Below are 23,450 nucleotides of genomic sequence, written 5' to 3'. Positions count from 1 at the left end.
CCAACAAAAGGGGATATCATGTCTGAAAATTACGGAAGCAAACTGGGCAAGCCTATCACCAGACGCGTCTTCAATCGCGCGAGCCTCGCATCGGTGGCGGCGCTCGTTGCGCTTCGCTCTGCCCCGTCCTGGGCGGCCGGCGAAACGATTACTTACTACGGCTTCGGAGGCTTGACCCAGAAAGCAATGAACGAGGCCGGTCTTGCGCCCTTCAGCGCGGCGACGGGCATCGAGGTGGTCGAAGGGACGTTCGGCGACGAGACCGAAGTGATCACTCGCATCAAGTCGGGGGGCACCGGCGATTTGAATGTCTTCGCTAACTCCGGCTTCGAAATGTACAAGCGATATGTTGATCTCCAGGCCAACTCCGAACTCAACGAAGCCAACATTCCAAATCTCAAGTTTGTCTCTCCCGTACTTCTCGGCAAGTTGCGCGAACTGACACCAAACGGCGTTCTCTCGGGTGTTCCTTACAACTACGGCACAACCGGAATTGCGTACAACACCAAGCACATATCCCGTGAGGAAGCTCAGAAACTCGGTTTCAAGCTCCTTTGGGATCAGCGCTTCGCCGGTAAGCTCGCCATCAGCAACAATGCAATGGAGCGCATCTGGGCGGCAGCGGTCTTCACCGGGCAGAACCCGAACGACTTGAGCGACACCGACACCGTCTTCAGCGCGCTCCGCGAGCAGCGCCCTCTCGTCAAAAAATATTGGGAGTCGGGGGCGGAAGTCATGGATCTCCTCGCCAAGGAAGAGGTCATCGTCGCCGACATCTGGTCAACGCGTGCGACGGCGCTCAAAAAGCAGGGATATCCCATCGAGTATCTTGAGCCGGAGCAATGCCTGGCCTGGATGCAGAACCTCTTCGTCCTCAAGGGTTCGCCGATGGAGCCATGCGAAAAGCTGCTCGACTATCTGCTGAAGCCGGAGGTCAACTTCGACTATTGCCAGCGCACCAACAACGGCTCCTCGCTTGACCCGAACCAGGTACCCTTCCCCGAGCAGTTGAAGAGCCAGGCCGGGTACGATCCGAGTGGCACTTTTGCAGGCTTCAGCATTCCCGACGGAAGCTACTGGGCGGAAAACCTCGACCGGTTTGAAACCCAGTGGCGGCGCATCGCCAAGGGCGCCTGAGACTCCATGGGACACACGCGCCCCGAGGGCCGTGTGTCCCACTTTTCCATTGCTTCATCCACATAGGAACGCCGCCAGATCATGTTGGAATTTCGCTCTGTAACGCTGAGTTACGGCTCCTTCATTGCCGTCCACGATGTCAATCTGAACGTCGATACCGGTGGCTTCGTTGCGCTGCTCGGCCCATCCGGCTGCGGCAAGACCACCCTGCTGCGCTCTGTTGCCGGCCTTGCCGGCACGATAAGTGGCGAAATACTGATCAATGGCCGATCGGTGACAGACGTTCCGGTTCACAAGCGCAATGTCGGCCTCGTCTTCCAGAACTATGCACTGTTTCCACACAAGACGGTGTTCGAAAACATCGCCTTTGGCCTGAAACACCGCGGACTGCCAAAGTCTGAGATCGCCCGGCAGGTCAAGGAGGCACTCGATATGGTGCAGCTTCCGGCAGCCGCCAGACGATATCCCTCGCAGCTCTCGGGGGGGCAGCAGCAACGCATCGCCATTGCCCGCGCCATCATAACCAAACCCGACGTGTTGTTGCTTGACGAACCACTTTCGGCGCTCGACGCCAACCTTCGCGCCGACATGCGCAGCGAAATCCGTTCGCTTCAGCAGCGAACCGGCATCACCACGGTCTTCGTGACGCACGATCAGGAAGAGGCGCTCGCGATGGCCGACGTGGTGGTTGTCATGAAAGACGGGCGTGTCATACAGACTGGCGCCCCTGAAGAGATTTATCGCACGCCAAAAACGCGTTTCGTCGCTGAGTTTCTGGGACATGCCAACGTGCTGAGGGGAACGGTTACAGAGAGCGGCACCGCGCACACCATTGTCGATGTAGCAGGTATCCGGGCACGGATCGACGGACGCGTTGCGGCAAGGCCCGGCGACGCCATCGATGCGGTCATACGTTCACCGCATGTCCGCGTCACCGCTCCGGGCCAGTCTCATACACGCAGAGCACGGGTGGTAGAACGTACCTTTCTCGGCGACAAGACGGCCTACACACTCGACCTTGACGGCATTCGGATCACCGCCTCCGCCGCAGACGACCTACAACCCCTGCAGGTAGGGGATCCGGCGGAGCTGACGTTCGATCCAGCGCGCATCACGCTTCTCGACGCGTCCGGCAGTCACCTGCCGATCGACGGGAGAGCATGACATGGCAACAGTGCCTCTCGAGCGCGGCGACAAGCTGCGCATCCTTATTCTTTTGGCCCCGGCACTCATCCTGCTTGCGCTGCTGATCGTTGCGCCGACCGCCATGATGGTGCGCTACAGCTTTAACACCTATATCGGTGGCGGCCGCGACGCTGCGGCTTTCAGTTTCGAGAACTGGTCGCTGCTCTTTTCGGATCCCTACTACTACTTCGGTCTCGTCAAAACGATGCGCATCGCCCTGACGACCACTGTCATTGCCGTCTTCATCGGCTATCCGGTCGCCTACACGATTGCCTTTAGCAAGACTGTATTGCGACCGCTGCTGCTGTTTTTGCTGGTCCTGCCCTTCTGGATCAGCTTCATCATCCGAAACCTTGCCTGGATAAATATCCTGGGCGAAAGGGGGGCAATCAATGCCCTTCTGATGTGGCTAGGTGTGATCGATACTCCGCTGACCCTGCTCTACACCGAGTTCTCAGTGATCCTGGGCATATTGAGCTTCGTGCTGCCCTACCTGATCCTCAACATCTACGTGAGCCTCGACGGAATAGACCGCAACCTGCTTCATGCGGCCCGGACGCTCGGATGCACGTCATGGCAGGCCTTTCTGGAAATCACCTTGCCATTGTCGCTTCCGGGCCTCTGCTCCGGCATCTTGCTCTCACTGGTCTTGGCCGCTGGCACCTACATTACACCGGCCCTGCTTGGAGGACCTGACGACTACATGTTCGGCAACATCATCGGCGATACCATCAATCACGAGCTTAACTGGCCGATGGGGGCAGTCCTCTCGCTGGCCCTGACCCTCCTCCTGCTTGCCGTGACTGCCGTCTACAGTCGCTATCTGGGCATTGGCTCCATCACGAAAGGCTTGACGCGATGACTGCTGGCGAAAACGGCGTGAGCTGGCCGCTGAAGCTCTTCACCGCCCTCGTCTACCTATTCCTGTTCGGTCCGGTCCTGGTGGTGATCATTCTTTCCTTCAACAGCGCAGATTACGGCTCCTTCCCGATCAAGGGGTTCGGGCTGTACTGGTTCGGGGAGCTATTCCAAAATCAGACAGTGATGCGCGCGCTGAAGACTTCACTCATCCTGGGCATTCTCACCGCCGTCATATGCGGGGTCGTCGGGGTCCTCGCAGCCATTGCCCTTGCCCGCTACGACTTTCCTGGCAAGAGGCTCATTAACACCTTCCTGCTGACGCCGCTCCTGGTGCCGGAAACGGTGCTTGCAGTCGGCCTTCTGCTCTTCCTTCAATGGTTCAAGCAGCCACGCAGCCTCGGCCTTCTGCTGATGGGACATATCATGCTCGCATTGCCCTATGTGGTTCTGGTGGTGCACGCTCGGCTTGCGACGATCCAAAAATCGTATGAGGAGGCGGCTGCGACGCTTGGGGCAAACCGGTTCCAAGTCTTTCGCGAGGTGACTCTGCCATTGCTGATGCCGGCGGTCGTCGCAGGGCTGCTTCTTGCGTTCACGCTCTCCTTCGACAACGTGACCGCTTCCATCTTCTGGCGGCCTGTGGGCACCGAAACGCTGCCAACGCAGATCTACAGCATGCTGCGGGATTCTGTGAGCCCGGAAATCAACGCCCTGGGGACCGTCATGGTCGCTATTACCGTAGGACTGCCACTGCTTGGCATTGCTTTCTACCGCATCCGGGCGCAACGGCGCCTCTAGCCGTACCCCAGGCCCCACATACGAGGAAAGGTATTGGAATGGCACCAAGGGTGAACAGTATCGCTGCGTCCGAATGGACCGGCGAAGGCGCCGACGTCGTCATCATCGGTGGCGGAATCATCGGCTGCAGCACAGCGCTGTTTCTCGCTGAGCGCGGTATCTCGACCGTTCTTCTCGAGAAGGCTGAGATTGCTTGCGAGCAGTCGAGCCGAAATTGGGGCTGGTGCCGCACACAGGGCAGAGATGTTCGCGAAATCCCCCTGATCCTCGAAAGCATGCGGCTTTGGCAGCAGCTCGACGCGCAGCTTGGCGGAAAGATGGGCTTTAAAGTATGTGGAACGCTGAATGTCTTCACAAATAACCATGCCGTCGACGGCGGCCATCGTTGGCTTGAGCAGGCCCGCGACTACGAGGTCGACTGCAGGATGCTTTCTTCCGCCGAAGTCGGGCGGCTCGTTCCAGGACATCAGGGCAAATGGCGCGAAGCACTCTACGCGCCGACAGACGGACGCGCGGAGCCTAGTCTAGCAACGCCCGCCATCGCCGAAAGAGCCATGCAGGCCGGCGCGCGAATTTACACACACACGAGCGTTAGGGGCATCGAGCTTTCCGGCGGGCGAGTGTCTGGTGTTGTCCTGGACCATGGACGACTGGCCTGCAGCCAGGTTGTGGTTGCAGGTGGCGCCTGGTCGAGTGCCCTGCTCCGCCCCCTTGGTATTCGATTGCCGCAGCTTGCCGTCACGGAATCCACGCTGCGAACCGAGGCCTTCGACGGTGGACCTGACATTTCAATCAAGGGCGGCGGCTTTTCCATTCGCAAGCGGCTCGACGGCGGCTACACCGTCGGCTTCGGCAGCACGATGATGGCAGAAATCGTCGCCGATAGCTTTAGGTTTTTACCGGATTTCCTTGGACTGATGCGGGAAGAGTGGCGATCGATCCGTCTTCGCGTGGGACGCCGGTCTGCCGAAAGCTTCCTGTCCCCGCGCCAGTTTAACCGTCCGCAAGCGAACAAGGTACTCGACCCGGCTCCGATCCGTAGCGATCTTGCGAAGGCGTGGCGTAACCTCCAAACGACTTTTCCGGGCTTCCGGAACGCTCGGATCGCTGAACAGTGGGCCGGCATGATCGACGTCACACCGGATGGGGTACCCGTGATTTCCCGTGTCGATGCCGTACCGGGGCTTATGGTGTCCACCGGCTATTCGGGACATGGCTTCGGCCTTGGACCAGGTGCCGGTCGGCTGACAGCCGATCTCGTCGCCAACGACAATCCGATCGTGGACCCCCACCCTTTCAGCATTTCGCGCTTTCGCTGCGGCTGACCTCACACGAACCAATACTGGCAGGAGACAAACGTGTCCGCACTTCGCCTAGACGACCCACGCTTGGTGGTCCTGCCGACGCCCTGTGCCATCATCGACGTCGATGCGTTGAAGCGAAACATCGACACCATGGCGGACCGCGCTCGGCAGGCTGGCATCGCGTTGCGCCCCCACGCGAAAACCCACAAGTGCGCGGAGATCGCCCGCCTGCAGCTCGCCACGGGTGCGGCGGGCATTGCTTGCGCCACCATCGGCGAGGCAGAGGCCCTTGCACATGCCGGGATCGACCGCTTGATGATCACTTCGCCCCTTGCCGGTCAGGAAAAATACGGGCGCGCGATGCGGCTTGCCGACCGTGCAGAACTTATCCTCACCATCGATCATATCGATCATCTTGCGCAGATCGAGGCCAAGCACCGCGGCGACGACCGGCCTATATCGGTTCTCGTCGAACTCGATGTAGGGCAAGGCCGGTCAGGGACGAGCTCGGTTGCAGCCGCTATCTCGCTCGCCGAACGCGTCGTTGCGTCCAAATCAGTTCGTTTTCGCGGCATCCAGGGCTTTGCGGGGCAGGTGCAGCACATCATGGACTACCATTCCCGCGAACACGGCGCCCAGCAGGTAGCGGATACCTTAAGAGAGGCGATCACCGGGCTTCGTCACCGAGGCATGGCAGCGGATATCGTGACAGGGGGAGGAACAGGGACTTTCAGTTTCGATTGCCGGGGCCCGTTCAACGAGGTGCAGGTCGGATCCTATGTATTCATGGATGCGGACTATCGGCGCGTGATAGACGCAGATACTTCTGCGTTACCGTTCGAGCAGTCACTGTTCATTTTTGCGACAGTCGTTTCAGCCAGTCATGCAGGGCAGGTTACCGTCGACGCGGGAACGAAAGCTCTTGCATTCAATGGACCTGCACCAGACCTGATCCTTGGCGCCCCGAGTGGAGCCACCTACGGTTTCGCTGGCGACGAGCACGGGATCGTGCGCTTTCCCCCAGACAGTGAGCCGCCACGTATCGGAAGCCGCATGCTTCTCGCTGCCAGCCATTGCGACCCAACCGTCAACCTTTACGGGCACTACGTCGCCGTGTCCGGCAAACACATCGAAAATTGGCCCTTGCTCGGTCGCCACTAGCTCGCGGCAACTAATATCGGCAAATCACGGAGACAGACATGACAAATCACCCCGGCATTTTCTTCCTTGCAGACACGGACGAGGACGCCCTTTCGGCGGACGTCACTGGGTTTGGCGACCTGCTGATGACCAGCCAGATCCCCCTGCGCCCAGATGGTTCCCTCGAACTCGGCGATATCGAGGCGCAAAGCGAGTGCACTTTGGCGAGCCTCAAGGCCTCCCTCGAAAAATGCGGCAGCGGCCTCGAGTCTGTCCTTCATCTGACGATCTACTTCACCGACATGGCCGACCGCCCGGCCTTCAATGAAGTATACCGCCGCTTCTTCAAGAAGCCCTACCCTGTTCGCTGCGCCATCGGTGTCACCGCATTGGCGACGAAGGGCATGCTTGTCGAAGTCACGGCCATGGCCGCTAGGAGGCAGGAGGCTGATACACGGTAACGAATGTGAATGAAAAAATCGGCCGCTATTGAAGAGGAATTGGACTACCGTCACCGATAAGGGCAGTATTCGCATTTCAATGCTTAGCAAATCTGCCGTCGCCAACACCAGCGACACCACGGTGCAAAGTGGGACTCGACGTTTCTGGAGAGCGTTGACCAACCGCGGATCTGGATCGAGCGAACGCACGGTCCAGATCCCATTGATGTCGCTGGTCGCCAAGGTGAACGACGAGACCCTGGCAGCTGACGCGGCCTAGTTTGGCCGACGGATCGCGCGTCATACCGCCGCCAGTCTACGTCCTGCGCAAGGGCACACAGCTGCGATTGCCCTTGCAATGACCGCCGCGGCCAAAGAAGCGCCGCTTCTCGAAGAGGCGGCTGCCATCCTTGCTCTACACAATGGCGACGCCGTGCGCACCGTGGATTCGTCAGCGAAGGCATTTCCATCAAGGAAATCGTGCGCAGGAGCGGGCACAGCCGAAGCTGGTTCGTAGTGTTGTTCGAGACCAACACCTATGACCTCGGCCTTTCGGCCTCGACCTCTTCCGCCGGCTTGTCTTCCCGCAGGCCCTTGAACGCCGCCTGGCGGACCGGGCCATCCGCACTCCAGCCAGCGAACTCGATTTCGGCGACCAGCTCGGGCTTCAGCCAAACGACCTTCTTTTCCTTCTTCGGCTCCCCTACGCCGGTAAAGGGAGACTTGTCCGCTTCAATCGCTTTCAGCTCCGGTAGAAGCGTCTCGACCTTTTGGCACCGTAGCGTCTACCGACACGACCGACATACACGAAATGATCGCCGCGATGAACACCGACCAAGCAGCGATCGGAATTTGCCATTCGTCGTTGATCGCAGATGCTTGGTTGCAGGCGCCCGGCATGCTGAATATGCTGCGCCGGCGGCACAGGCCGCTCAGTTCACGAGGATCATATGGCGACGGGCACTGTTAAATTTTTCAATCAGGACAAGGGCTTTGGTTTCATCACGCCCGACGATGGCGGGCAGGATGTATTTGTCCATGTCTCGGGAGTGCTGTCGGGTGGCCCGCTGCGGGACGGCTCGAAGGTCAGCTATGACCTTGGCCAGGACCGGAAGACCGGCAAGTCGAAGGCGGAAAACGTTCGCGCGATCTGATCGGACGGCGTGCGGCGGTTATTTGCTGCCGCCGCCTAAGCGGATCGGGTTGGGCCAAGGGCGAATGGGCGTTGCCGCTGGATCTGTTGGGTCTAATCTTAAATATCTACCCTGATTGGTCGATGATCGGCAGCAGGCTCTATGGGGCACGGGAGAACCTGGCTCACGAAAGGAGCGCGGCGGCCCTTCAGCCGCTTCGTCCTGACAAATGGCACCTACACGAGGAGCGCCGGTGAACTAAGGAATCGCCAGTTACGTGGTCAATCAATCCAAGCACCAACGCTCCGATGAGCCCATGGCTTCACTCAGTTAAGCACCAACAGCGGACCGCCATCAGCACCCACGCATCCACTCGTCGCCTCAAGGTTCATCCACCTCAAGGACGAAGGCGCCCATGTCTTGCCGACGCACGCCTACTTTTACGGCATGGCCTCGGGTGAGGAACTCTTCGGCGACATCGAGAAGGGCATGGTCAAAGTGTTCTTCGAGCTGAACGGCCAGCCGCGCCCGATCAAGGTGCCGGACCGCAACCGCGGCGCATCGAGCGCCGCCCGCCGCAAGGCGGAGGCGGGCAACGCCGCGCATCTTGGCGCGCCGATGCCGGGCGTGGTCTCGACAGTTGCGGTCGAGGCGATGAAGATGGAGACGGCGCTGCATGCCGAAAAGGAATGCACGATCGCCGAAGTGCTCGTTCGCGCCGGCGACCAGATCGATGCCTCGTAACAAGAATGCAATGATCACACGAACACGCGACCATCAACGAGTTTTCGCGCAGTCCGTAGGAAAGAGCACTCAGCTAGCATACCCGGGCTGATGCCGTTGAGGCGCAGCAGAATTTCCATGCTTCCAGTTGGGTGTTCGACAGAAACGGTTTTGTCCTCACCCTCGGGGAGCACAGCCATCGAAGCGGCAGGGCTGTCGGGAAACATGCACGCCGTCGCCACGCTGAGTGCACCGAAGACGCCGATGGAGGCGTGTACTCGATGCGGTATGAGGCTGCGGGTCATGATTGCGCCGCCTGCCATCGGTGGAGCGACCAGCGTCATTTTGGGCACGGACTTCTTTGCGACATCACCAAGGTTCATCAACGGTCCGGCGGCAAGCCGAATGCGTTCGATACGAGCCTTGACGGTGTCGTTCGACTCCAGTTCCTCGCGGCTTTCATAGCCCGTCAGGCCGAAATCTGCCGCGCGCATCACGACGACGGGCATGCCGTTGTCGATCAACGTGCAGGTCACACCCTCGATTTCGGTTGCGGCCGAGCCGGTCGGCAGTAGCGCGCCGCAGCTCGAGCCGGCGGCATCCGTAAAGGCAAGGTACACGGGTGCTGCCGATCCCGGCACGCCGTCGATGTGCGCCTCGCCGGCATAGTCGGGCCGACCATCCTTCGTGCGGATGCGCGCCACAGCGGATTGCGCCGTGTTTTCCATGTAGATGCGGATGGCAGTTTCGCCCTCGCCGGCCCGCACCAGCCCGCGCTCGACGGCAAAGGCGCCGACGCCGGCCAGTATGTTACCGCAGTTCTGGCTGTCGCTCACCAGCGCTTGATCCACAAAGACCTGAAGGAAAAGAAAATCGACGTCGAAACCTGGTCGCGTCGAGGCCTGCACGACGGCCACCTTGCTGGTCAGCGGGTCCGCTCCACCGATGCCGTCGATCTGGCGAGGGTCGGGCGAGCCCATGATGCGCAGCAGGAGCCGGTCGCGTTGCGCCGGGTCCGAAGGCAGGTCGTCGGCGAGGAAATAGGCCCCCTTCGACGTGCCGCCTCTCATCATCATGCAAGGGATGCCATCCGGCGTCATGTCCGTCACTCCTGTCAATCTATGGTTCCGGTCAGGGAAGCGGAAGCTCGAGCAGCTTGCCGAACAGTCCCCAGGCGATCAGCCAAAAGCCGGCGCCTGTCGCAACCGCCCGCACCAGCGGCTTTTCGCCGGGAAAGAGCAGCGTCGCCACGCCCGTGCCGATTCCGAGGCAAGGGGCGAGTCCAAGCCAATTCGCGCTGAGCACCGCCGCGACGAAGAGGCCGAGCAGACCGGTCACACGCGCCACGTCGATCTTCTCGCTCGACCCACCCAGATCAGCGCCACGCAGCACCTGCACCAGATAAACCGCCGAGACGACGAGGCCGAAGACGGACACCTGCATGGGCAGCGAGCCCGGCCCGACATCGCCACGCGAATGGCCGGCCGGAAGCGCAAGGCTCATGAAGAGGAAGCCTGCATTCCACGCAAGCGAGACGCAGGCTGCCAGAAGGTTCTGCCAGAAGTGCCGGCGGGGCGCCTCTCCCCCCGATGCGGGGGAGAGGTTCAGGCCCGGAACAGCCGAAGCCTGGTTCGTCATTGGGCGTATCCATTCGCCTTGAGGAACTCGAGCTGGTTGGCGAGATCGCTTTCAGCGCGCTTGGTGAATTCCTCTTCCTTCCAGTCGGGGCTGTCCTGGAACTGCTCGGCCTGGAACTTCTTCCAGTCCTCGGAGGCCGTAACCTTGTCGACGGCTGCCTGGATGCTGTCGACGACGTCGTCCGGCGTTCCCGCTTTCACGGCGATGCCGCGCCAGACCGCACCCTCGATATCGTAGCCGAGTTCCTTGAAGGTCGGCACGTCGGGCAGGAAGTCGCTGCGCTTGTCGGTGGAGATGCCAAGCAGCCGAATATCACCGCTCTTGACCTGCGCCAGCCCAGTCGACGGCGTCATCATCGCCGCGTCGATGTGCTTGCCGAGCACGGCAAGCGTCACCTTGCCTGAGGCGTCATGCGGGATCCAGCCGCTCTCGAACCCGCCCGACTTCATCAGTTGATAGAGCATGTACTGGTGGAAGCCGCCGGGCGCATGGCCGCCGACCTTCAGCCCGCTCGGATTGTCCTTCATGTATTTTACGAAGTCGTCGACCGATTTGTACGGGCTGTCGGACAGGACGGCCAGCGAGGACGGCTCCGACTGCATGGCGCGCAGCATGCGGAAGTCCTTGAGCTCGAAGGGAATGAGTCCCTGGGCGATACCGAAGGTCAGCGTTCCCGTGAAGACGAGGATGTTGTGGCCGTCTGCCGGCTGGGTCATGATCTGCGAAACGCCGACCGCGCCGCTGCCGCCCGGCCGGTTGTCGACCTTGACTGTCCAGCCGGATTCCTTTTCCAGAAGCTCGGCAAGCTTGCGGCCATAGGTGTCGAGCGCTCCCCCAGCACCAGCCCAGACCACAAGCGTCACGGATTTTTCCGGGAAACCGGCAGCCGCGGCAGGCCCCGGCAGGGAGACGCTCGAAAGCGCAATCGCCAGGCCCAGAGCTACCCCTGCAATGCGCGTGCCGAACGTTCTTCTATTGATCGTCATATGTTTTCTCCTCCTGTTGAAATTTTGCCTAGCGGGCGCCGTTCGCCGCTTCGTCGGCACCCAATCGCTGCATGCGGCGCGCCTGGAGCTGTCGCCACAGCGGCGTCAGCAGGCTGACGAGGCTGAGGACGAGGAACAGCAGGCTGACGGGATCGGTGATGAAAATCATGTAGTCGCCCTGCGAGGACACCAGCGCAGTCCGGTAGTTGGATTCCACAAGGTAGCCGAGCACCATCGCGAGAATGATGGGCGCGACGGGGAAGCGCAGCTTCTTCATGAGATAGCCGACGACGCCGAAGCCGAGCATCAGATAGACATCGAACATCAGGTTGCGGATGGCAAAGGCGCCGAGCACGGCAAAGGCCATGATGCCGACGGCGATCACCGCATCCGGCAGGCGCATCACCCGTGCCATCAACGGCAGAAACAGGGAACCCGCGGCATACTGCACCAACGACGCGATGATCGTGCCGAAGAGGATCGCATAGACCAGCGACGGCGCCTCGGTGAAGAGCTGCGGGCCGGGGTGAAGGCCATGCATGATCAAGGCGCCTACCATAATGGCGGTCGTCGGTGAGCCAGGCACACCGAGCGCAAGCAGCGGGACGAGCGCGCCACCGACGGTGGCATTATTGGAGGCTTCCGGGGCCGCAATGCCGTTGGCCGAGCCATGGCCGTACTCTTCCGGGCGCGGGTCGCGCGAACGGGCATAGTCCCGCGCCACCCAGCAGGCGATGTTGCCGCCGACGCCGGGCAGGATGCCGAGCAAAGTGCCGATGACCGAGCCCGACAGCATGGAGCGCCAAGTCTCCTTCCAGAGTGCTGCCGACATAAAGACATGGCCGACCTTGTCCTTGATGATGGGCGCTGCGGCAACGCGGCTCTCCATCATGACAAGCGCTTCGGAGACGGCAAAGAGGCCGATGAGCGCGGCTAGGAAGGGGACGCCCTCGTAGAGTTCGAACAGGCCGAAGGTGAAACGCGGCGTGCCGGCAATGGGGTCGATCCCGATCGTCGCGAGCGCAAGCCCAAAGGCGGCGCAGACGAGGCCCTTTACCAGCGAACCGCCGGACAGGGCGGCGACTGAGGTGAGGCCGAAGACGCCGACGGCGAAATATCCCGCTGGGCCGAACTTGAGCGCGAGCGAGGCGAGAGGCATGGCCAGCAGCAGCAGGGCCAGTCCGCCGAAGACACCGCCCACGGTCGATGCGGTCAGCGAGATCGAGATCGCCTCGCTGGCCTTGCCCTTGCGCGCCATCGCATAGCCGTCGATCGCGGTGGCAGCGGCCGCCGCCGTTCCGGGCGTCGAGAGCAGGATCGCGCTAATCGACCCGCCATATTCGGCCGAGGTGTAGAGCGAGATCATCATCAGCATGCTGAGCTCAGGGCCGAGATTGTAGGTGAAGGGGATGAGAAGGCTCAGCCCGATCGACGGCCCAAGCCCCGGCAGGGCGCCAATGACGATGCCGAGCAGGGCGCCGATGATGAGGACTGCCAGGCCCGAGAAGCTGAAGATGACGCCGAGCGACTGGAGAATGCCGTCCATCTCAGAGATCCTTTGCCATGCGGTGCGCCATCACGGGCACGAAACCGCGATATCCGTCGACTACGGCAAGGCCCTGGTCCTTCATCGCCGCATGGGCGGCGGCGATGGTCTTGCAGGCGGCCCGCGACATGGAGGCCTCGAGGCCGAACGATTCGATCGTCTCGGCCGCTTCGGTCATCTCGGTCACTCGGCGCGCGCCGTGCTCGAAGGTTCGCGACAGGTAGTAGTCCGCCACCTGTCGCCAGTCGAGCCCGGGAAAGGTTTCCTGCACGGAATCGAGGATGCGCTCGGTCACGCCCGCCCGTTCCGCCGAGGAAAGCGCTTCGATCAGCAGTGCTTCCACACCCTTGATCATCACCGAGCGGATCATCTTCAACGACGAGGCCTGGCCCGGCGTGTCCCCGACGACTTCGAGGTTCATGCCGAGCGCGTTCAACCGCTCAGCCGCCTCGCCCGCCCGCCCGCCGGCAACAAGGATCGGCACCTTCTCCGCATAGGGCGGGACGCGGGCCATGACGGCGCCTTCCACGAAGCTTCCCCTGCCGGTCGCGATTTCCCTGGCGGCAAGCGCCTTGGTGTCGGGACCGACGGAGTTGAGATCGATAAAGATCGCTCCCTCCGAAAGGTGCGGTGCCGCCGAAGCCGCGACGGCCTGCGTCGCAGCACCGACGACGAGCGACAGGACGACATCCGCCGAGGCGATGCCCGCGATGTCGCCGAGCGGTTCCACGCTGCGCTGCGTGGCCTTGTCGCGCAGGTCGGCAGAGGCTGCCGGATCCGCAAAGCGAAGGTCATAGGCGGCAAGCCTTGCGGCATTGTGGCCGGCAAGACCGCTGGCGATGGATTGCGCCGCTTCGCCGTAGCCGATGAAAGCAATCGTGGTCATTCGTCCCCCTTGCGGAAAAGGTTCCTCCCCCTTTCCCGGCTTCGATCAATCGATGTAGGTCAGCCCCTTGGCGGCAAGCGCCTCGCGCATCTTGTAAATGTCGAGGCCGAGTTCGCCGGCGGCGAGCCGCGCACGGGTCTGCTGCTCCTTCTCGAGCCGCGTCCGCGATGCCTTCAGCGCGGTCTCCGCCTTGGCCTTCGGCACGACCATCACCCCGTCGTCATCGGCGATGATGACGTCGCCGGGCACGATCGCGGCGCCGGCACAGACGACCGGAACGTTGACCGAGCCGAGCGTCGCCTTGACCGTGCCCTGCGCGGACACGAAACGCGACCAGACGGGAAAGCCCATCGTCTCGAGTTCCGCAACGTCGCGAACACCGGCTTCGATTACCAGGCCGCGCACGCCGCGCACCTGTAGCGATGTGGCAAGCAGCTCGCCGAAATAGCCGGCATCGCACGGCGAGGTCGGGGCGACAACGAGAAAGTCGCCTTCCTGGCACTGCTCCACTGCAACATGGATCATCCAGTTGTCCGCCGGGGGGATCGAGACCGTAACCGCCGCGCCCGCAACCCGCGCGCCGCGCCAGATGGGGCGCATATGGGACTGCATCAGGCCAACACGTCCCATGGCCTCATGCACTGTTGCCACGCCGCATTCTGCAAGGCCGTTCACGATGTCGAGCGATGCGCGCTCGATGTTCCGATGCACGACGCTCATGCCAGCGCTCCGTGCCCCAGCGTGCCTGTGACGTGCGGGAAGACGGCCTCGTAGGCCTCTCCATAGGTAATCTTGTGATCGGAGTTGCGCGAAGCCTGAACGCCGCGCTGGAGGGCGACCCGGGTATAATATTCCCAAAGGTGCTCCTGCCCTTCCATGCACTTGATGGCGGCCAGCTTCCTCTCCCAGACCTCGCTAATGTCGAGAAGAAAATTGGGCTTCCAGTTGCATTGCTCTGGCTGATGCGGCTCGAAAAGATAGACCGGCGGCGCGCCGAGAACCGGTACGTCCGGCTTGTGTCCATGCGCCTGCGCGATGACGCGTGCATGCTGTGCGAAATCGGTCGCCATCGGATGGTCGAAATTGTAGGGGTCCTGGCGGGAATGCGTCAGCATGAACTCCGGCCGGATCTCGCGGTAGAGGTCCACCAGCCTGCCGAAGGCCTCCGGCGTGACCTGCATGGGATAGTCGCCGAGGTCGTAGAATTGGATATCGTGCACACCAAGCGCCTTAGCAGCGTTTTCCGCTTCGCGGCGGCGGTCGGCTTTCACAGCGTCGAGCGTCATCCCGGGCTTGCGCCAGAGCTTTGCCGACTCGCCTCGTTCACCGAACGACAGGCACACGACGGTGACATTGTAACCCTGCTTTACGTGAGCCGCGATCGCCCCGCCTGCCCTCCAGACGAAGTCGGCCGAGTGTGCGCTGACGACGAGTCCGGTTTTCTGATGCATGTCCATGCTCCTTCACTTTCTGACGGGCACACTGGCATCGATCAGGGCATGGCTGCTAATACGAAAGCCGCGTCTGGTTATAACTTTTCTCGAATCACGTGATGGAGTCACCTTGCCCGCAACCGACCTTAATCTTCGCCACTTGCGGGCCTTCATGCGGGTCTGCGAATTTGGAAGCCTCAATCGAGCCGCTGCCGAACTGAATGTTTCCCAGCCTTCCCTCTCGGTTGCGTTAGCCGGCATAGAAGAACGCTTCGAGGCAATCCTTCTGACCCGCTATGCCGCCGGCAGCCAGCCGACGACCGCGGGGGAAGTTCTTCTGGTGCGATTGCGCCGCATGGAAAATCAACTTTCATCCGCACTGGGCCAGGCGCTCGGTTCGAGTTCTCAGCGCGACCCTACCATCATCGCCAAGTCGCTCGCACGCGTCACCTTCCGGCAGATCGAAGCGTTGATCACACTGGCCGGTAGCGGCTCGATCACCCAGGCGGCGCGGAGCGGAGGCACCTCGGCGGCAGCACTGCACAGATCCCTCCATGATCTGCAGGCCAATATCGGCAGGGCGATCCTTGTTCGCAGCGCGAGCGGTGTCGCGCCAAATGCGCTCGGTCGCCGTCTTGCGACGCGCTGGCAGATCGCCCTCACCGAGTTGGAACAGGCCGTGGATGAACTGCGCGAGATCGAAGGACGAATGGAGGGGCGGATCAAGATCGCAAGCCTACCGCTAGCGCGCACCTTGCTGCTGGCGCGTGCGGTCAATCAACTCCTGATGGCCCACCCGAGCGCGCGCGTGGAAGTTATGGACGGTTCGTACGAGCTCCTGTCGCAGCAACTGCGTATCGGCACGAGCGACATTCTGATCGGCGCGCTGCGATCGGGAAACGATCTTGGCGGGTTGAGGACGGAGACCCTCTTCGAAGACCCTTATGCAATTGTCGGACGGCCCGGACATCCTCTTCTCACGAGCAGCAGTGGCGCAACGCTCGACCAGCTTGCGAGGCAGGAGTGGGTCGCCCAACGCCCTGGAACTCCTATCCGGGCTGCATTCGACGCGCTGTTCGAGGGGAGCGGCACGCCACCGAGCGCCAGCATCGAGACGAGCTCGCTCGTTCTTACACGTGCGATCATCCTGGAAAGCGACCGCCTGTCGATGCTCTCTCGTCGGCAAATTGCCATCGAGGAAAGAGAAAACCTCCTAAGCTGCGTTCCCGTTACAAAGGAGGTACAAAGCCGGCTCGGGTCGCGGACCATTGGCATCACCATGCGCGAGAACTGGTTGCCAAGCAGGCTGCAAGCCACGTTTCTCGAATGTATTCGGGACGCGGCGGCAAATCTAGCATCAATCTGATTTTAAAGTCATCAACAGGATCCCTGGTGCAGCCTCCCTTGCTGACATAAGCGGTAAAGGCCTCAAGTCCTTTGCCATGAGAGCGATCTCTGGGAAGGCATCGAAGAACGGCTGCTGAAGGAGCAGATCGGTCACCGCCTTGAAACACCGGTCGTCCCGATCGTGCACAAATTGCAGGACGTCAACGACCAGCTTTCCCGCGGCCCCCCTTCTTCGTCGACATCGCCAAGGACGGCATCGTTCTCTACGAGGAGAGCGGTCATCCCCTCGTCCGACCGAAGCCACTGACGGCTGAGAAGCAACACAGCGAAGCGCAATCGCATTTTGACACGTGGTTCGGAGGCGGCCGAGAGGCTGAATCTCACGCAGTCCACCGTCAGCCACAAGATCGCCCGCCTCGAGACCCATCTCGGTAAGCAGCTGTTCGAGCGGACGATGCGAACCTGCACGCTGAGCTCCGACGGGCGGGAACTGATCGAGCATGCGACGCGCGTGGTCCGCTCCATCGAGGAGATGGAGCAGTGCTTCAAGCCCGATCTCCTGACTGGCCCGCTGGTAGTGGGCGTTCCGGACGACCACTACCTCTTCGTCCCGCTCACGGTAGCGCTCAACAACTTCATGGCGGAAAAGCCGCGCGTGGGCGTCGAGATCCGCGGCGGCCCTGTCGAACGACCTGATGCGGGACCTGCGTCAGCGCAACATCGACCTCGCCGTCATTTGCGATGTTGCCGCGATGCAGGACAGCGACGTGCTGTGCACCGAAAACCTGGTGTGGATCACCGCGCCGAACTGGGTGCCGCCAAGCGACGGCGTCGTGCCGCTCGCGCTGGTGCGCGGCCCCTGTGCCTATCGCGGCGCGGCGCTTGCCGCCCTGGAGCAGAACGGCATGCCCTGGAGATGCATCGTGACTTGCACGAGCCTGCAGGGCGTCTTCGCCGTGGTGCGCGCCGGCCTCGCAGTGGCCGTGGTCACGGAAGGCGATATCGGTAGCGGCGTACGGGCCGCGCCCGCCGGCGTGTTCCTGCCGCCGCTTCCCGGCTCTTCCCTCACCATCCGCCACGCCGACAAGCAGCCGACGCTTGCCGCTCGCGCGCTCGCTCGCACCATGGCCGACGTGCTGACGAACATGACGGGCGGCGACTGCGCCGAGCACCTGCCGGATCAACGTCGCGGTCGGCGTGTCGGCGACGAAGCTGTCGACGGCGATCAGATCGATGCCGCGCACTTTCAGCATCCCATGGCCGGTTTCACGATGAGCGCGCCGTCGACGAATCGCTGATGGGCGTGAGCACGCTGCCGCGCTAAGCGGGCTGGGGACACGCGAAAGGGCCCGCCGGGAGGCCGGCGCGCCCTTTTTTGTTGGGTTGTGGGTCAGACGAAGAGGAAATCCGAGGCCGAAAGCTGCGAGAGCTTCGTGTCTTCCAGCCGCAGTTCGTGCTTGCCGAAGTCGAAGACGAGGTCCTCGCCGCCATCGGTCGTGCGGGCGATGGCGCGCAGGTCCGCGAAGCTGTCGACGCCCAGCGACGTCGCGATCTCGATCTTGTCGTAGCCGCGCTGGAAGTCCTCGATCTCGGTAATCCCCGTCTTGAAGACGAAGGTATCGCGGCCGGAGCCGCCCTCGAGCTCGTTGCGGCCCGAGCCGCCATCGAGGCGATCGTTGCCGCTGCCGCCTTCGAGTTCATCGTTCCCGCTGCCACCATAGAGCCAGTCGTTTCCGGCGCCGCCCTCCAGTTCGTCATGGCCGGTGCCGCCATAGAGCCAGTCGTTGCCGTTTCCGCCGGACAGCTCGTCGTTGCCGCCGTAGCCATAGAGCTTGTCATTGCCGCCGTAGCCGAAGATGTCGTCGGCCGCGGATTTGCCCTTCAGCGTGTTCGCGCTGGAATTCCCGATCAGTCTGGCCATGAGAAAAGTCCTTTCGATATGCGTTTGGTGGGAAAGAGGGAGGCGTCAGTCCTTGGGCTTGATACGTAGGATCTCGCCGGTCACGCCGTCGATCTTGGCTTCGCTGCGGACCTTTTCCGGCGTGATCACGGTCGCCTCGAAATGACCATCATCCATCTCGATTTCGCGGATCGTGTAGCCCTTGGCGGAGAGGTCGGTGACGACCTGCTCGAGCGTCTTGCGGGCCGGCGCCTGGGTCGCCTGGGCGAGGGCCGGCGCGGCGACGGCGAGGCTGAGAAGGCCGGCGGCGACGAGGGGAAGCGTTCTTGTCATGCTTTGTCCTTTCCTGTGATGTCGGAGCGGTTTCGCATGGCCGGCCTGTCGCCTGCCTGACAGGGCCTGTCAGCGTTCTGTCAGCTTCGGTCGCGTAGAAGGGATCATGTTCCAGAAGCTGCTTTCCCCCGTTGCGCTCACCTGCGCCTTCCTCCTCGCCTTCTCTGCCGCCTCGCATAAGGGAGCGCAGGCCGATGACGAAGACGATGCTGTCGAGCATGAGGAGGCGCGGCGCGCGCTGGAGCAGGGGCTTGTGCGCCCGCTGGAGGAGATCATCCTCGAAGCGCGCAAGCATGTTCAGGGCGACCTGATCGAAGTCGAGCTTGAGCACGAGGATGGCCGGTATATATACGAGCTGGAACTCATCCAGCCGTCGGGGCAGATCATCGAGCTTCAGATCGATGCCAAGTCGATGGCGGTCATCGAGGACGATTGATGCGCCTTCTGCTTGTCGAGGACGACGCCCGGATCGCCGCCGATGTCGCCACCGTGCTGACGGGCGCCGGCTATACGGTCGAGACGGCGACGGACGGCAAGGACGCCTGGTTTCTCGGCGATACCGAGGATTTCGACCTCATCGTGCTCGATCTCGGCCTGCCCGGGCTCGACGGCATGTCGCTCCTGAAGCGTTGGCGGGCGAACGGCCGGCACATGCCAGTTCTCGTGCTCACGGCGCGAGGCAGCTGGGCCGAGCGCGTCGAGGGGATCGATGCGGGGGCGGACGATTATCTGCCGAAACCCTTCCAATTCGAGGAACTGCTCGCCCGCGTGCGCGCGCTCATTCGCCGCTCCGTCGGCCATGGCGCGGCGACCATCGCCGTCGGGCCGCTGACGATCGACACGCGGGCGATGCGGGTCAGCGTCAACGGCGTGCCGCAGGCGCTGACCCCGCTCGAATATCGCCTTGTCAGCTATCTCGGGCACCACCGCGACCGGATCGTCCCGCCGACCGAGCTGCAGGAACATCTCTACGGCGACGATTTCTCGCGGGATGCCAATGCGCTGGAAGCGCTCGTCGCGCGGTTGCGCAAGAAGCTCGGCGCCGTCGCCATCGGAACGCGGCGCGGCTTCGGCTACTATATGGGCGAAAGCGCGCCATGACGCGGCGTTCGCTGCGGCTGAGACTGGCGCTCGCCGGCGCCGCATCGATCGTTGCCGCCCTCGTCGCGGCCTTTTTCATCCTGTCGACGCTGTTCGAGCGCCATGTGGAGCGCCGCATCGCCGCCGAACTGGTGCTCCACCTGAACCAGATCATTGCCGGGCTTGCCGAGCAGTCCGGCGCGACGCTCCAGCTCACGAAGCCACCCGTGGACCCGCGCTTTGAGCGGCCGCTGTCCGGTCTCTACTGGCAGATCGAGGGCGAGGGAACGCGGCTGCGCTCCCGGTCCCTCTGGGACAGCGTGCTGACGCTTCCCGACATTGCGCGCGGCGGGATTCATACAGAAACCGTGAACGGGCCGGGCGGTGTGGACCTGCTGATGGTGGAACGGGAAATCGTGACGCCGCAGCAGCGCGGAGGTCGGCCGCTTCGCATCGCCGTCGCGATCGATCGCAGCGACATCGTGCAGGCGACGGCGGAGTTCGAGGGCGATCTCCTGCCCTATTTGCAAGTTCTCGCCGCGCTTCTCCTGGCCGCAAGCCTCATCCAGATCGTTGTCGGCCTTCGACCGCTCACGACACTCACCGGCCGGCTCTCCGCCATCCGCGCCGGGCGGGCGGAACGGCTCGGCAGCGACTTTCCGGACGAGGTGTTGCCGCTGACGGGCGAGGTCGATGGGCTCCTTCAGTCCCGCGAGGAGCAACTCCGCAAGGCGCGGTCCCGGGCGGCGGATCTGGCGCACGGGTTCAAGACGCCGCTGCAGATCCTTTCGGGCGACGTGCTGCGGCTCAGAGAGCGCGGCGAGGAGGGGATCGCGCGAGATATCGAGGCGGTCATCGAGCGCATGCGCCGCCATGTGGACCACGAAATGGCCCGCGCGCGACAGGCGGAGCGGGCGCATGCGGCGCGGAGCGACCTCGCGAAGGTTGCCGACCAGGTCGTCAGCGTCGTGGCGCGCACTCCAAACGGCGCGAAACTCGACTGGCAGCAGGAAATCGATGCAGGGCTCTACCTCCGCCTCGACGCGGAAGACCTTGCGGAAATCCTGGGCAGCCTCGCGGAAAATGCCGCGCGCTATGCGGCGACGACCGTCTGCCTAACGGGACGCAAGGAGGATGGCGTCGCCGTCATCGAGGTCGTGGACGACGGTCCCGGCATTCCGGAGAGCGAGATCGGCCTCGCCTTGAAGCGCGGGGGTCGGCTGGATACGACGAGCGACGGTGCGGGCCTCGGGCTCTCCATCGTCGAAAGTTTCGTCGAGGAGGCGGGCGGTGCCTTCACGCTTGAAAACCGTCGGCCGGGCCTCGCGGCTCGGATCGTCGTTCCGCGGATACCCGACTATTCAGACTGAAGCTGTTTGAACAGCTGCACCGTGTCGCCGCGGCGCTCGATCAGACCGATGCCGGCGGGCAGAGGGACTTCCACTGGACGAAAACCAGGTCGCACAGGCGGTAGGCGCCTGGTTAGAGAACAGGGGCTTCGCTTCCAAAGTGATCACAACCAGGCAACGCAATTACGCCATTGATGCTCGGCACCCGACCACCGGCGCACGATGGGTTACCCGCGATGTTCGCAACGTCGGGCATTTCGGCAGTGGTGATCTGCAGGTGACGCTCAAATCGATGGCGGATTTCGAGAAAGCGCAGCCCCTTCTGCGTCAAGCTTACGAGGCGGGATGAACTTGCACGCGAACTTCACCTCAATCGTCGGCTTCGACTCGGCCTGGACTGACAATCCGAAAGCGCCAGGAGCAATCTGTGTCATTCGCCTAGATGGGGACGGCGCGCATTTACATCTTGCGCCACGGCTAGCCTCGTTTGCGGAGGCTCTGGACGTCATCCGAAGCGAGGGAAAGGACGCTCAAAAGTGCCTCGTGGCATTGGATCAGCCGACAATCGTTCCGAACCTCACTGGCTCGCGTCCGGTCGATAAGGTAGCCGGCTCGCTGATTTCCTGGATCGGAGGCGGCGTTCAGCCGGCCAGCCAGTCGAAGAAGGGTATGTTCGATGACGCAGCCCCCATTTGGCGCTTCAAGCAGGCGCTGGGAGCGATTGAAGATCCCGAGTTGGCACGAACAGCATCGAGCGGCACCTTCCTGCTCGAAGTCTTCCCAGCGCTGGCACTGGCCGCAATCGAGAACGCGTTCTGCTCGAGACTTGCCGCCCCGAAATACAATCCTGCCAACCGGAAGCGTTTCAACATCAACCACTGGCAGGCAGTCGCCGAGGCCGTCAGGCGTTTTGGCATGCTCAGTTCACTGCGGCACCTGGACGAATGGTGTTCGGTGGTAGCGAGCTCCGAGGCACCGAGAAAGGCTGACCAGGATAAGGTGGACGCCGTGATCTGTGGACTCATCGGATTGCATTGGCTTGTCGCGCCGCGCGACCAATCGGTCATGATCGGCGACCTGGAGAGTGGCTATATGATTGCGCCGGCGATAAACGGCGTCCACGAGAGACTGCACGCAGCTGCGCGGCTGCGGGATGTGCCGGTTAAATGAAACAGAACAAATTCGATGTTGCCGGCACACGCCGGCCACTCCCATCTCCGGAACGTTGACCTTGGCAACGTCGTAGGCTGCGCTGTCGACCTGCCCGACCGCGCCTTTTGGCGCCAACCGGCGATGCGGAGAGGTGGCAGAGTGGTTGAATGCAACCGGGCGATGTCACGTTGTCTACAGCTTAAAGGTTACGGGATATTTCGGCTGGCATGAACTCGCCGACTATCAGTTACAAGAACCACCGCTTTCCACCGCAGATCATCGCCCGTGCGGTCTGGCTGTATTTCCGGTTCCCTTTGAGCCTGCGGCTGGTTGAGGAGATGCTGTTGGAGCGCGGCATTGTCGTTTCTTACGAAACGATACGGCGATGGGGCCGCAAATTCGGGGCGGCATACGCGAAGCGGTTGCGCAGAAAGAAGCCGTCGCGAAAGGATATCTGGCACGTGGACGAGGTCGTGATTTCCATCGGCGGCCGAAAACATTGGCTTTGGCGTGCTGTTGACCAGGACGGTTACGTTCTCGATGAGATCGTCCAAGCCCGCCGCGATACCAAAGCTGCCAAGCGATTGCTGGTCAGACTGCTGAAGAGGCAAGGCCTGACGCCGAAGCGCATCGTCACCGACAAACTGCGCTCATACGGAGCGGCAAGACGGGACGTGATGCCCGCGGTCGAGCATCGATCGCACAAGGGCCTGAACAATCGTGCGGAACTCACGTGCCACTTCGAAAACGAGAATGGATGATGCAGGGATTTCGATCTGTCGGCGGCTTGCAACGTTTCGTCTCGGTCTTTTCAGCAGTTCGAAATCTTTTCGTCGCACCGCGCCAGAAACGCTCGGCCCTCGCCACCCACATTCATCGGATCCGCGCAATGGCGCAGTGGCAAGCCGTGACCGGTGCAGCTGCCTGAGGTCACAGACAAACGCCTTGTCCGGGCGTTGATGAAACAACGTGACATCGCCGTTGTAGCCGCCAATGGCAACGAACGCCTTCGCGTCTGCGATTAGTTCCTCCTTGCGGTTGTGGAACTCGATTACCTCTGGAGATCTCGCCCCTTGCGC

Annotated in this window: 23 protein-coding genes and 4 pseudogenes; 17 read left to right on the top strand and 10 right to left on the bottom strand. The window is 62.2% G+C overall.

The features are described from left to right. Positions 1 to 18 precede the first annotated feature (18 nt). From J2Y48_RS23235 to J2Y48_RS23205, 7 genes are all read left to right on the top strand, one after another. Complete coding sequence (locus J2Y48_RS23235) at positions 19 to 1,137, top strand: extracellular solute-binding protein (protein ID WP_310423298.1); 1,119 nt, start codon at positions 19 to 21, stop codon at positions 1,135 to 1,137. Positions 1,138 to 1,218: 81 nt separating this feature from the next. Continuing rightward, positions 1,219 to 2,301 carry an ABC transporter ATP-binding protein gene (locus J2Y48_RS23230; protein ID WP_310423295.1) on the top strand — a complete coding sequence of 361 codons (1,083 nt, stop codon included), beginning with the start codon at positions 1,219 to 1,221 and terminating at the stop codon, positions 2,299 to 2,301. A 1-nt stretch (position 2,302) separates the two neighbouring features. Next, positions 2,303 to 3,184 (top strand): ABC transporter permease, encoded by an 882-nt coding sequence (locus J2Y48_RS23225; protein ID WP_310423292.1) that lies wholly within the window; start codon positions 2,303 to 2,305, stop codon positions 3,182 to 3,184. Then, positions 3,181 to 3,981, top strand: coding sequence for an ABC transporter permease (locus J2Y48_RS23220; RefSeq protein ID WP_310423289.1), 801 nt, complete (start codon positions 3,181 to 3,183; stop codon positions 3,979 to 3,981). The genes J2Y48_RS23225 and J2Y48_RS23220 overlap by 4 nt, the downstream gene beginning before the upstream one ends. Before the next feature lie 38 nt (positions 3,982 to 4,019). After that, positions 4,020 to 5,306: an FAD-binding oxidoreductase gene (locus J2Y48_RS23215; protein WP_310423284.1), complete on the top strand. Its 1,287-nt coding sequence runs from the start codon at positions 4,020 to 4,022 to the stop codon at positions 5,304 to 5,306. 33 nt (positions 5,307 to 5,339) lie between these two features. Beyond that, positions 5,340 to 6,446: a DSD1 family PLP-dependent enzyme gene (locus tag J2Y48_RS23210; protein ID WP_310423281.1), complete on the top strand. Its 1,107-nt coding sequence runs from the start codon at positions 5,340 to 5,342 to the stop codon at positions 6,444 to 6,446. A 38-nt stretch (positions 6,447 to 6,484) separates the two neighbouring features. Beyond that, positions 6,485 to 6,886: a RidA family protein gene (locus J2Y48_RS23205; protein WP_310423278.1), complete on the top strand. Its 402-nt coding sequence runs from the start codon at positions 6,485 to 6,487 to the stop codon at positions 6,884 to 6,886. A gap of 524 nt (positions 6,887 to 7,410) precedes the next feature. On the opposite strand, the pseudogene J2Y48_RS23200 reads toward J2Y48_RS23205, so the two are convergent. Beyond that, positions 7,411 to 7,734, bottom strand: a pseudogene (locus J2Y48_RS23200) (ATP-dependent DNA ligase); the annotation flags it as partial. Positions 7,735 to 7,815: 81 nt separating this feature from the next. Between J2Y48_RS23200 and J2Y48_RS23195 the strand changes: the two are divergent. Next, the gene (locus tag J2Y48_RS23195; protein WP_272809088.1) at positions 7,816 to 8,019 is read left to right on the top strand and encodes a cold-shock protein; all 204 of its coding nucleotides are present in this window, start codon (positions 7,816 to 7,818) and stop codon (positions 8,017 to 8,019) included. A gap of 396 nt (positions 8,020 to 8,415) precedes the next feature. Continuing rightward, positions 8,416 to 8,742 (top strand): annotated as a pseudogene (locus J2Y48_RS23190) (biotin/lipoyl-containing protein); the annotation flags it as partial. A gap of 14 nt (positions 8,743 to 8,756) precedes the next feature. Here J2Y48_RS23190 and J2Y48_RS23185 read toward each other — a convergent pair. Genes J2Y48_RS23185 through J2Y48_RS23155 form a run of 7 tightly spaced genes read right to left on the bottom strand, consistent with a single transcriptional unit; the run spans position 8,757 to position 15,228 of the window. Continuing rightward, the gene (locus tag J2Y48_RS23185; RefSeq protein ID WP_310423271.1) at positions 8,757 to 9,821 is read right to left on the bottom strand and encodes a 4-oxalomesaconate tautomerase; all 1,065 of its coding nucleotides are present in this window, start codon (positions 9,819 to 9,821) and stop codon (positions 8,757 to 8,759) included. Between the two features lie 31 nt (positions 9,822 to 9,852). Continuing rightward, entirely contained in the window at positions 9,853 to 10,359 is a 507-nt protein-coding gene (locus J2Y48_RS23180; RefSeq protein ID WP_310423266.1) for a tripartite tricarboxylate transporter TctB family protein, read from the bottom strand. After that, positions 10,356 to 11,345 (bottom strand): tripartite tricarboxylate transporter substrate binding protein, encoded by a 990-nt coding sequence (locus tag J2Y48_RS23175; RefSeq protein WP_310423263.1) that lies wholly within the window; start codon positions 11,343 to 11,345, stop codon positions 10,356 to 10,358. The genes J2Y48_RS23180 and J2Y48_RS23175 overlap by 4 nt, the downstream gene beginning before the upstream one ends. Before the next feature lie 28 nt (positions 11,346 to 11,373). After that, positions 11,374 to 12,891, bottom strand: a complete 1,518-nt coding sequence (locus J2Y48_RS23170) for a tripartite tricarboxylate transporter permease (protein WP_310423259.1) — start codon at positions 12,889 to 12,891, stop codon at positions 11,374 to 11,376. Position 12,892: 1 nt separating this feature from the next. Then, positions 12,893 to 13,777: a DUF1932 domain-containing protein gene (locus J2Y48_RS23165; protein WP_310423256.1), complete on the bottom strand. Its 885-nt coding sequence runs from the start codon at positions 13,775 to 13,777 to the stop codon at positions 12,893 to 12,895. Between the two features lie 45 nt (positions 13,778 to 13,822). Continuing rightward, entirely contained in the window at positions 13,823 to 14,497 is a 675-nt protein-coding gene (locus tag J2Y48_RS23160) for a 4-carboxy-4-hydroxy-2-oxoadipate aldolase/oxaloacetate decarboxylase (RefSeq protein WP_310423253.1), read from the bottom strand. Continuing rightward, positions 14,494 to 15,228 carry a PIG-L deacetylase family protein gene (locus J2Y48_RS23155; RefSeq protein ID WP_310423251.1) on the bottom strand — a complete coding sequence of 245 codons (735 nt, stop codon included), beginning with the start codon at positions 15,226 to 15,228 and terminating at the stop codon, positions 14,494 to 14,496. The genes J2Y48_RS23160 and J2Y48_RS23155 overlap by 4 nt, the downstream gene beginning before the upstream one ends. Before the next feature lie 112 nt (positions 15,229 to 15,340). Here J2Y48_RS23155 and J2Y48_RS23150 point away from each other — a divergent pair, with 112 nt between their 5' ends. The 3 genes and pseudogenes from J2Y48_RS23150 to J2Y48_RS23140 all read left to right on the top strand — a co-directional run bounded on the left by J2Y48_RS23150 (position 15,341) and on the right by J2Y48_RS23140 (position 17,855). Then, positions 15,341 to 16,576, top strand: a complete 1,236-nt coding sequence (locus J2Y48_RS23150; RefSeq protein WP_310423248.1) for a LysR substrate-binding domain-containing protein — start codon at positions 15,341 to 15,343, stop codon at positions 16,574 to 16,576. 324 nt (positions 16,577 to 16,900) lie between these two features. Beyond that, positions 16,901 to 16,984: pseudogene (locus J2Y48_RS23145) on the top strand (LysR family transcriptional regulator); the annotation flags it as partial. 268 nt (positions 16,985 to 17,252) lie between these two features. Next, positions 17,253 to 17,855: a LysR substrate-binding domain-containing protein gene (locus J2Y48_RS23140; protein WP_310423245.1), complete on the top strand. Its 603-nt coding sequence runs from the start codon at positions 17,253 to 17,255 to the stop codon at positions 17,853 to 17,855. Between the two features lie 92 nt (positions 17,856 to 17,947). Here J2Y48_RS23140 and J2Y48_RS23135 read toward each other — a convergent pair whose 3' ends face one another. Beyond that, the gene (locus J2Y48_RS23135) at positions 17,948 to 18,478 is read right to left on the bottom strand and encodes a calcium-binding protein (protein ID WP_310423242.1); all 531 of its coding nucleotides are present in this window, start codon (positions 18,476 to 18,478) and stop codon (positions 17,948 to 17,950) included. A gap of 45 nt (positions 18,479 to 18,523) precedes the next feature. Further along, positions 18,524 to 18,790 carry a PepSY domain-containing protein gene (locus J2Y48_RS23130; protein WP_310423239.1) on the bottom strand — a complete coding sequence of 89 codons (267 nt, stop codon included), beginning with the start codon at positions 18,788 to 18,790 and terminating at the stop codon, positions 18,524 to 18,526. A 106-nt stretch (positions 18,791 to 18,896) separates the two neighbouring features. Here J2Y48_RS23130 and J2Y48_RS23125 point away from each other — a divergent pair, with 106 nt between their 5' ends. The 5 genes and pseudogenes from J2Y48_RS23125 (at position 18,897) to J2Y48_RS23105 (ending at position 23,299) form a co-directional block, all read left to right on the top strand. Next, positions 18,897 to 19,226 carry a PepSY domain-containing protein gene (locus J2Y48_RS23125; protein ID WP_310423236.1) on the top strand — a complete coding sequence of 110 codons (330 nt, stop codon included), beginning with the start codon at positions 18,897 to 18,899 and terminating at the stop codon, positions 19,224 to 19,226. Then, the gene (locus J2Y48_RS23120) at positions 19,226 to 19,891 is read left to right on the top strand and encodes a response regulator transcription factor (RefSeq protein WP_310423232.1); all 666 of its coding nucleotides are present in this window, start codon (positions 19,226 to 19,228) and stop codon (positions 19,889 to 19,891) included. The genes J2Y48_RS23125 and J2Y48_RS23120 overlap by 1 nt, the downstream gene beginning before the upstream one ends. Then, the gene (locus J2Y48_RS23115) at positions 19,888 to 21,240 is read left to right on the top strand and encodes a HAMP domain-containing sensor histidine kinase (RefSeq protein WP_310423229.1); all 1,353 of its coding nucleotides are present in this window, start codon (positions 19,888 to 19,890) and stop codon (positions 21,238 to 21,240) included. The genes J2Y48_RS23120 and J2Y48_RS23115 overlap by 4 nt, the downstream gene beginning before the upstream one ends. Before the next feature lie 324 nt (positions 21,241 to 21,564). Then, positions 21,565 to 22,389 carry a DUF429 domain-containing protein gene (locus J2Y48_RS23110; RefSeq protein WP_310423226.1) on the top strand — a complete coding sequence of 275 codons (825 nt, stop codon included), beginning with the start codon at positions 21,565 to 21,567 and terminating at the stop codon, positions 22,387 to 22,389. Positions 22,390 to 22,551: 162 nt separating this feature from the next. Then, a pseudogene (locus tag J2Y48_RS23105) lies at positions 22,552 to 23,299 on the top strand (IS6 family transposase). Positions 23,300 to 23,450 lie beyond the last annotated feature (151 nt).

It is taken from the genome of Mycoplana sp. BE70 (assembly GCF_031455855.1).
Classification (GTDB): domain Bacteria; phylum Pseudomonadota; class Alphaproteobacteria; order Rhizobiales; family Rhizobiaceae; genus Mycoplana.
The sequence above is the reverse complement of the archived record's forward strand: the minus strand, read 5'-3'. Positions and strand labels throughout refer to the sequence as shown.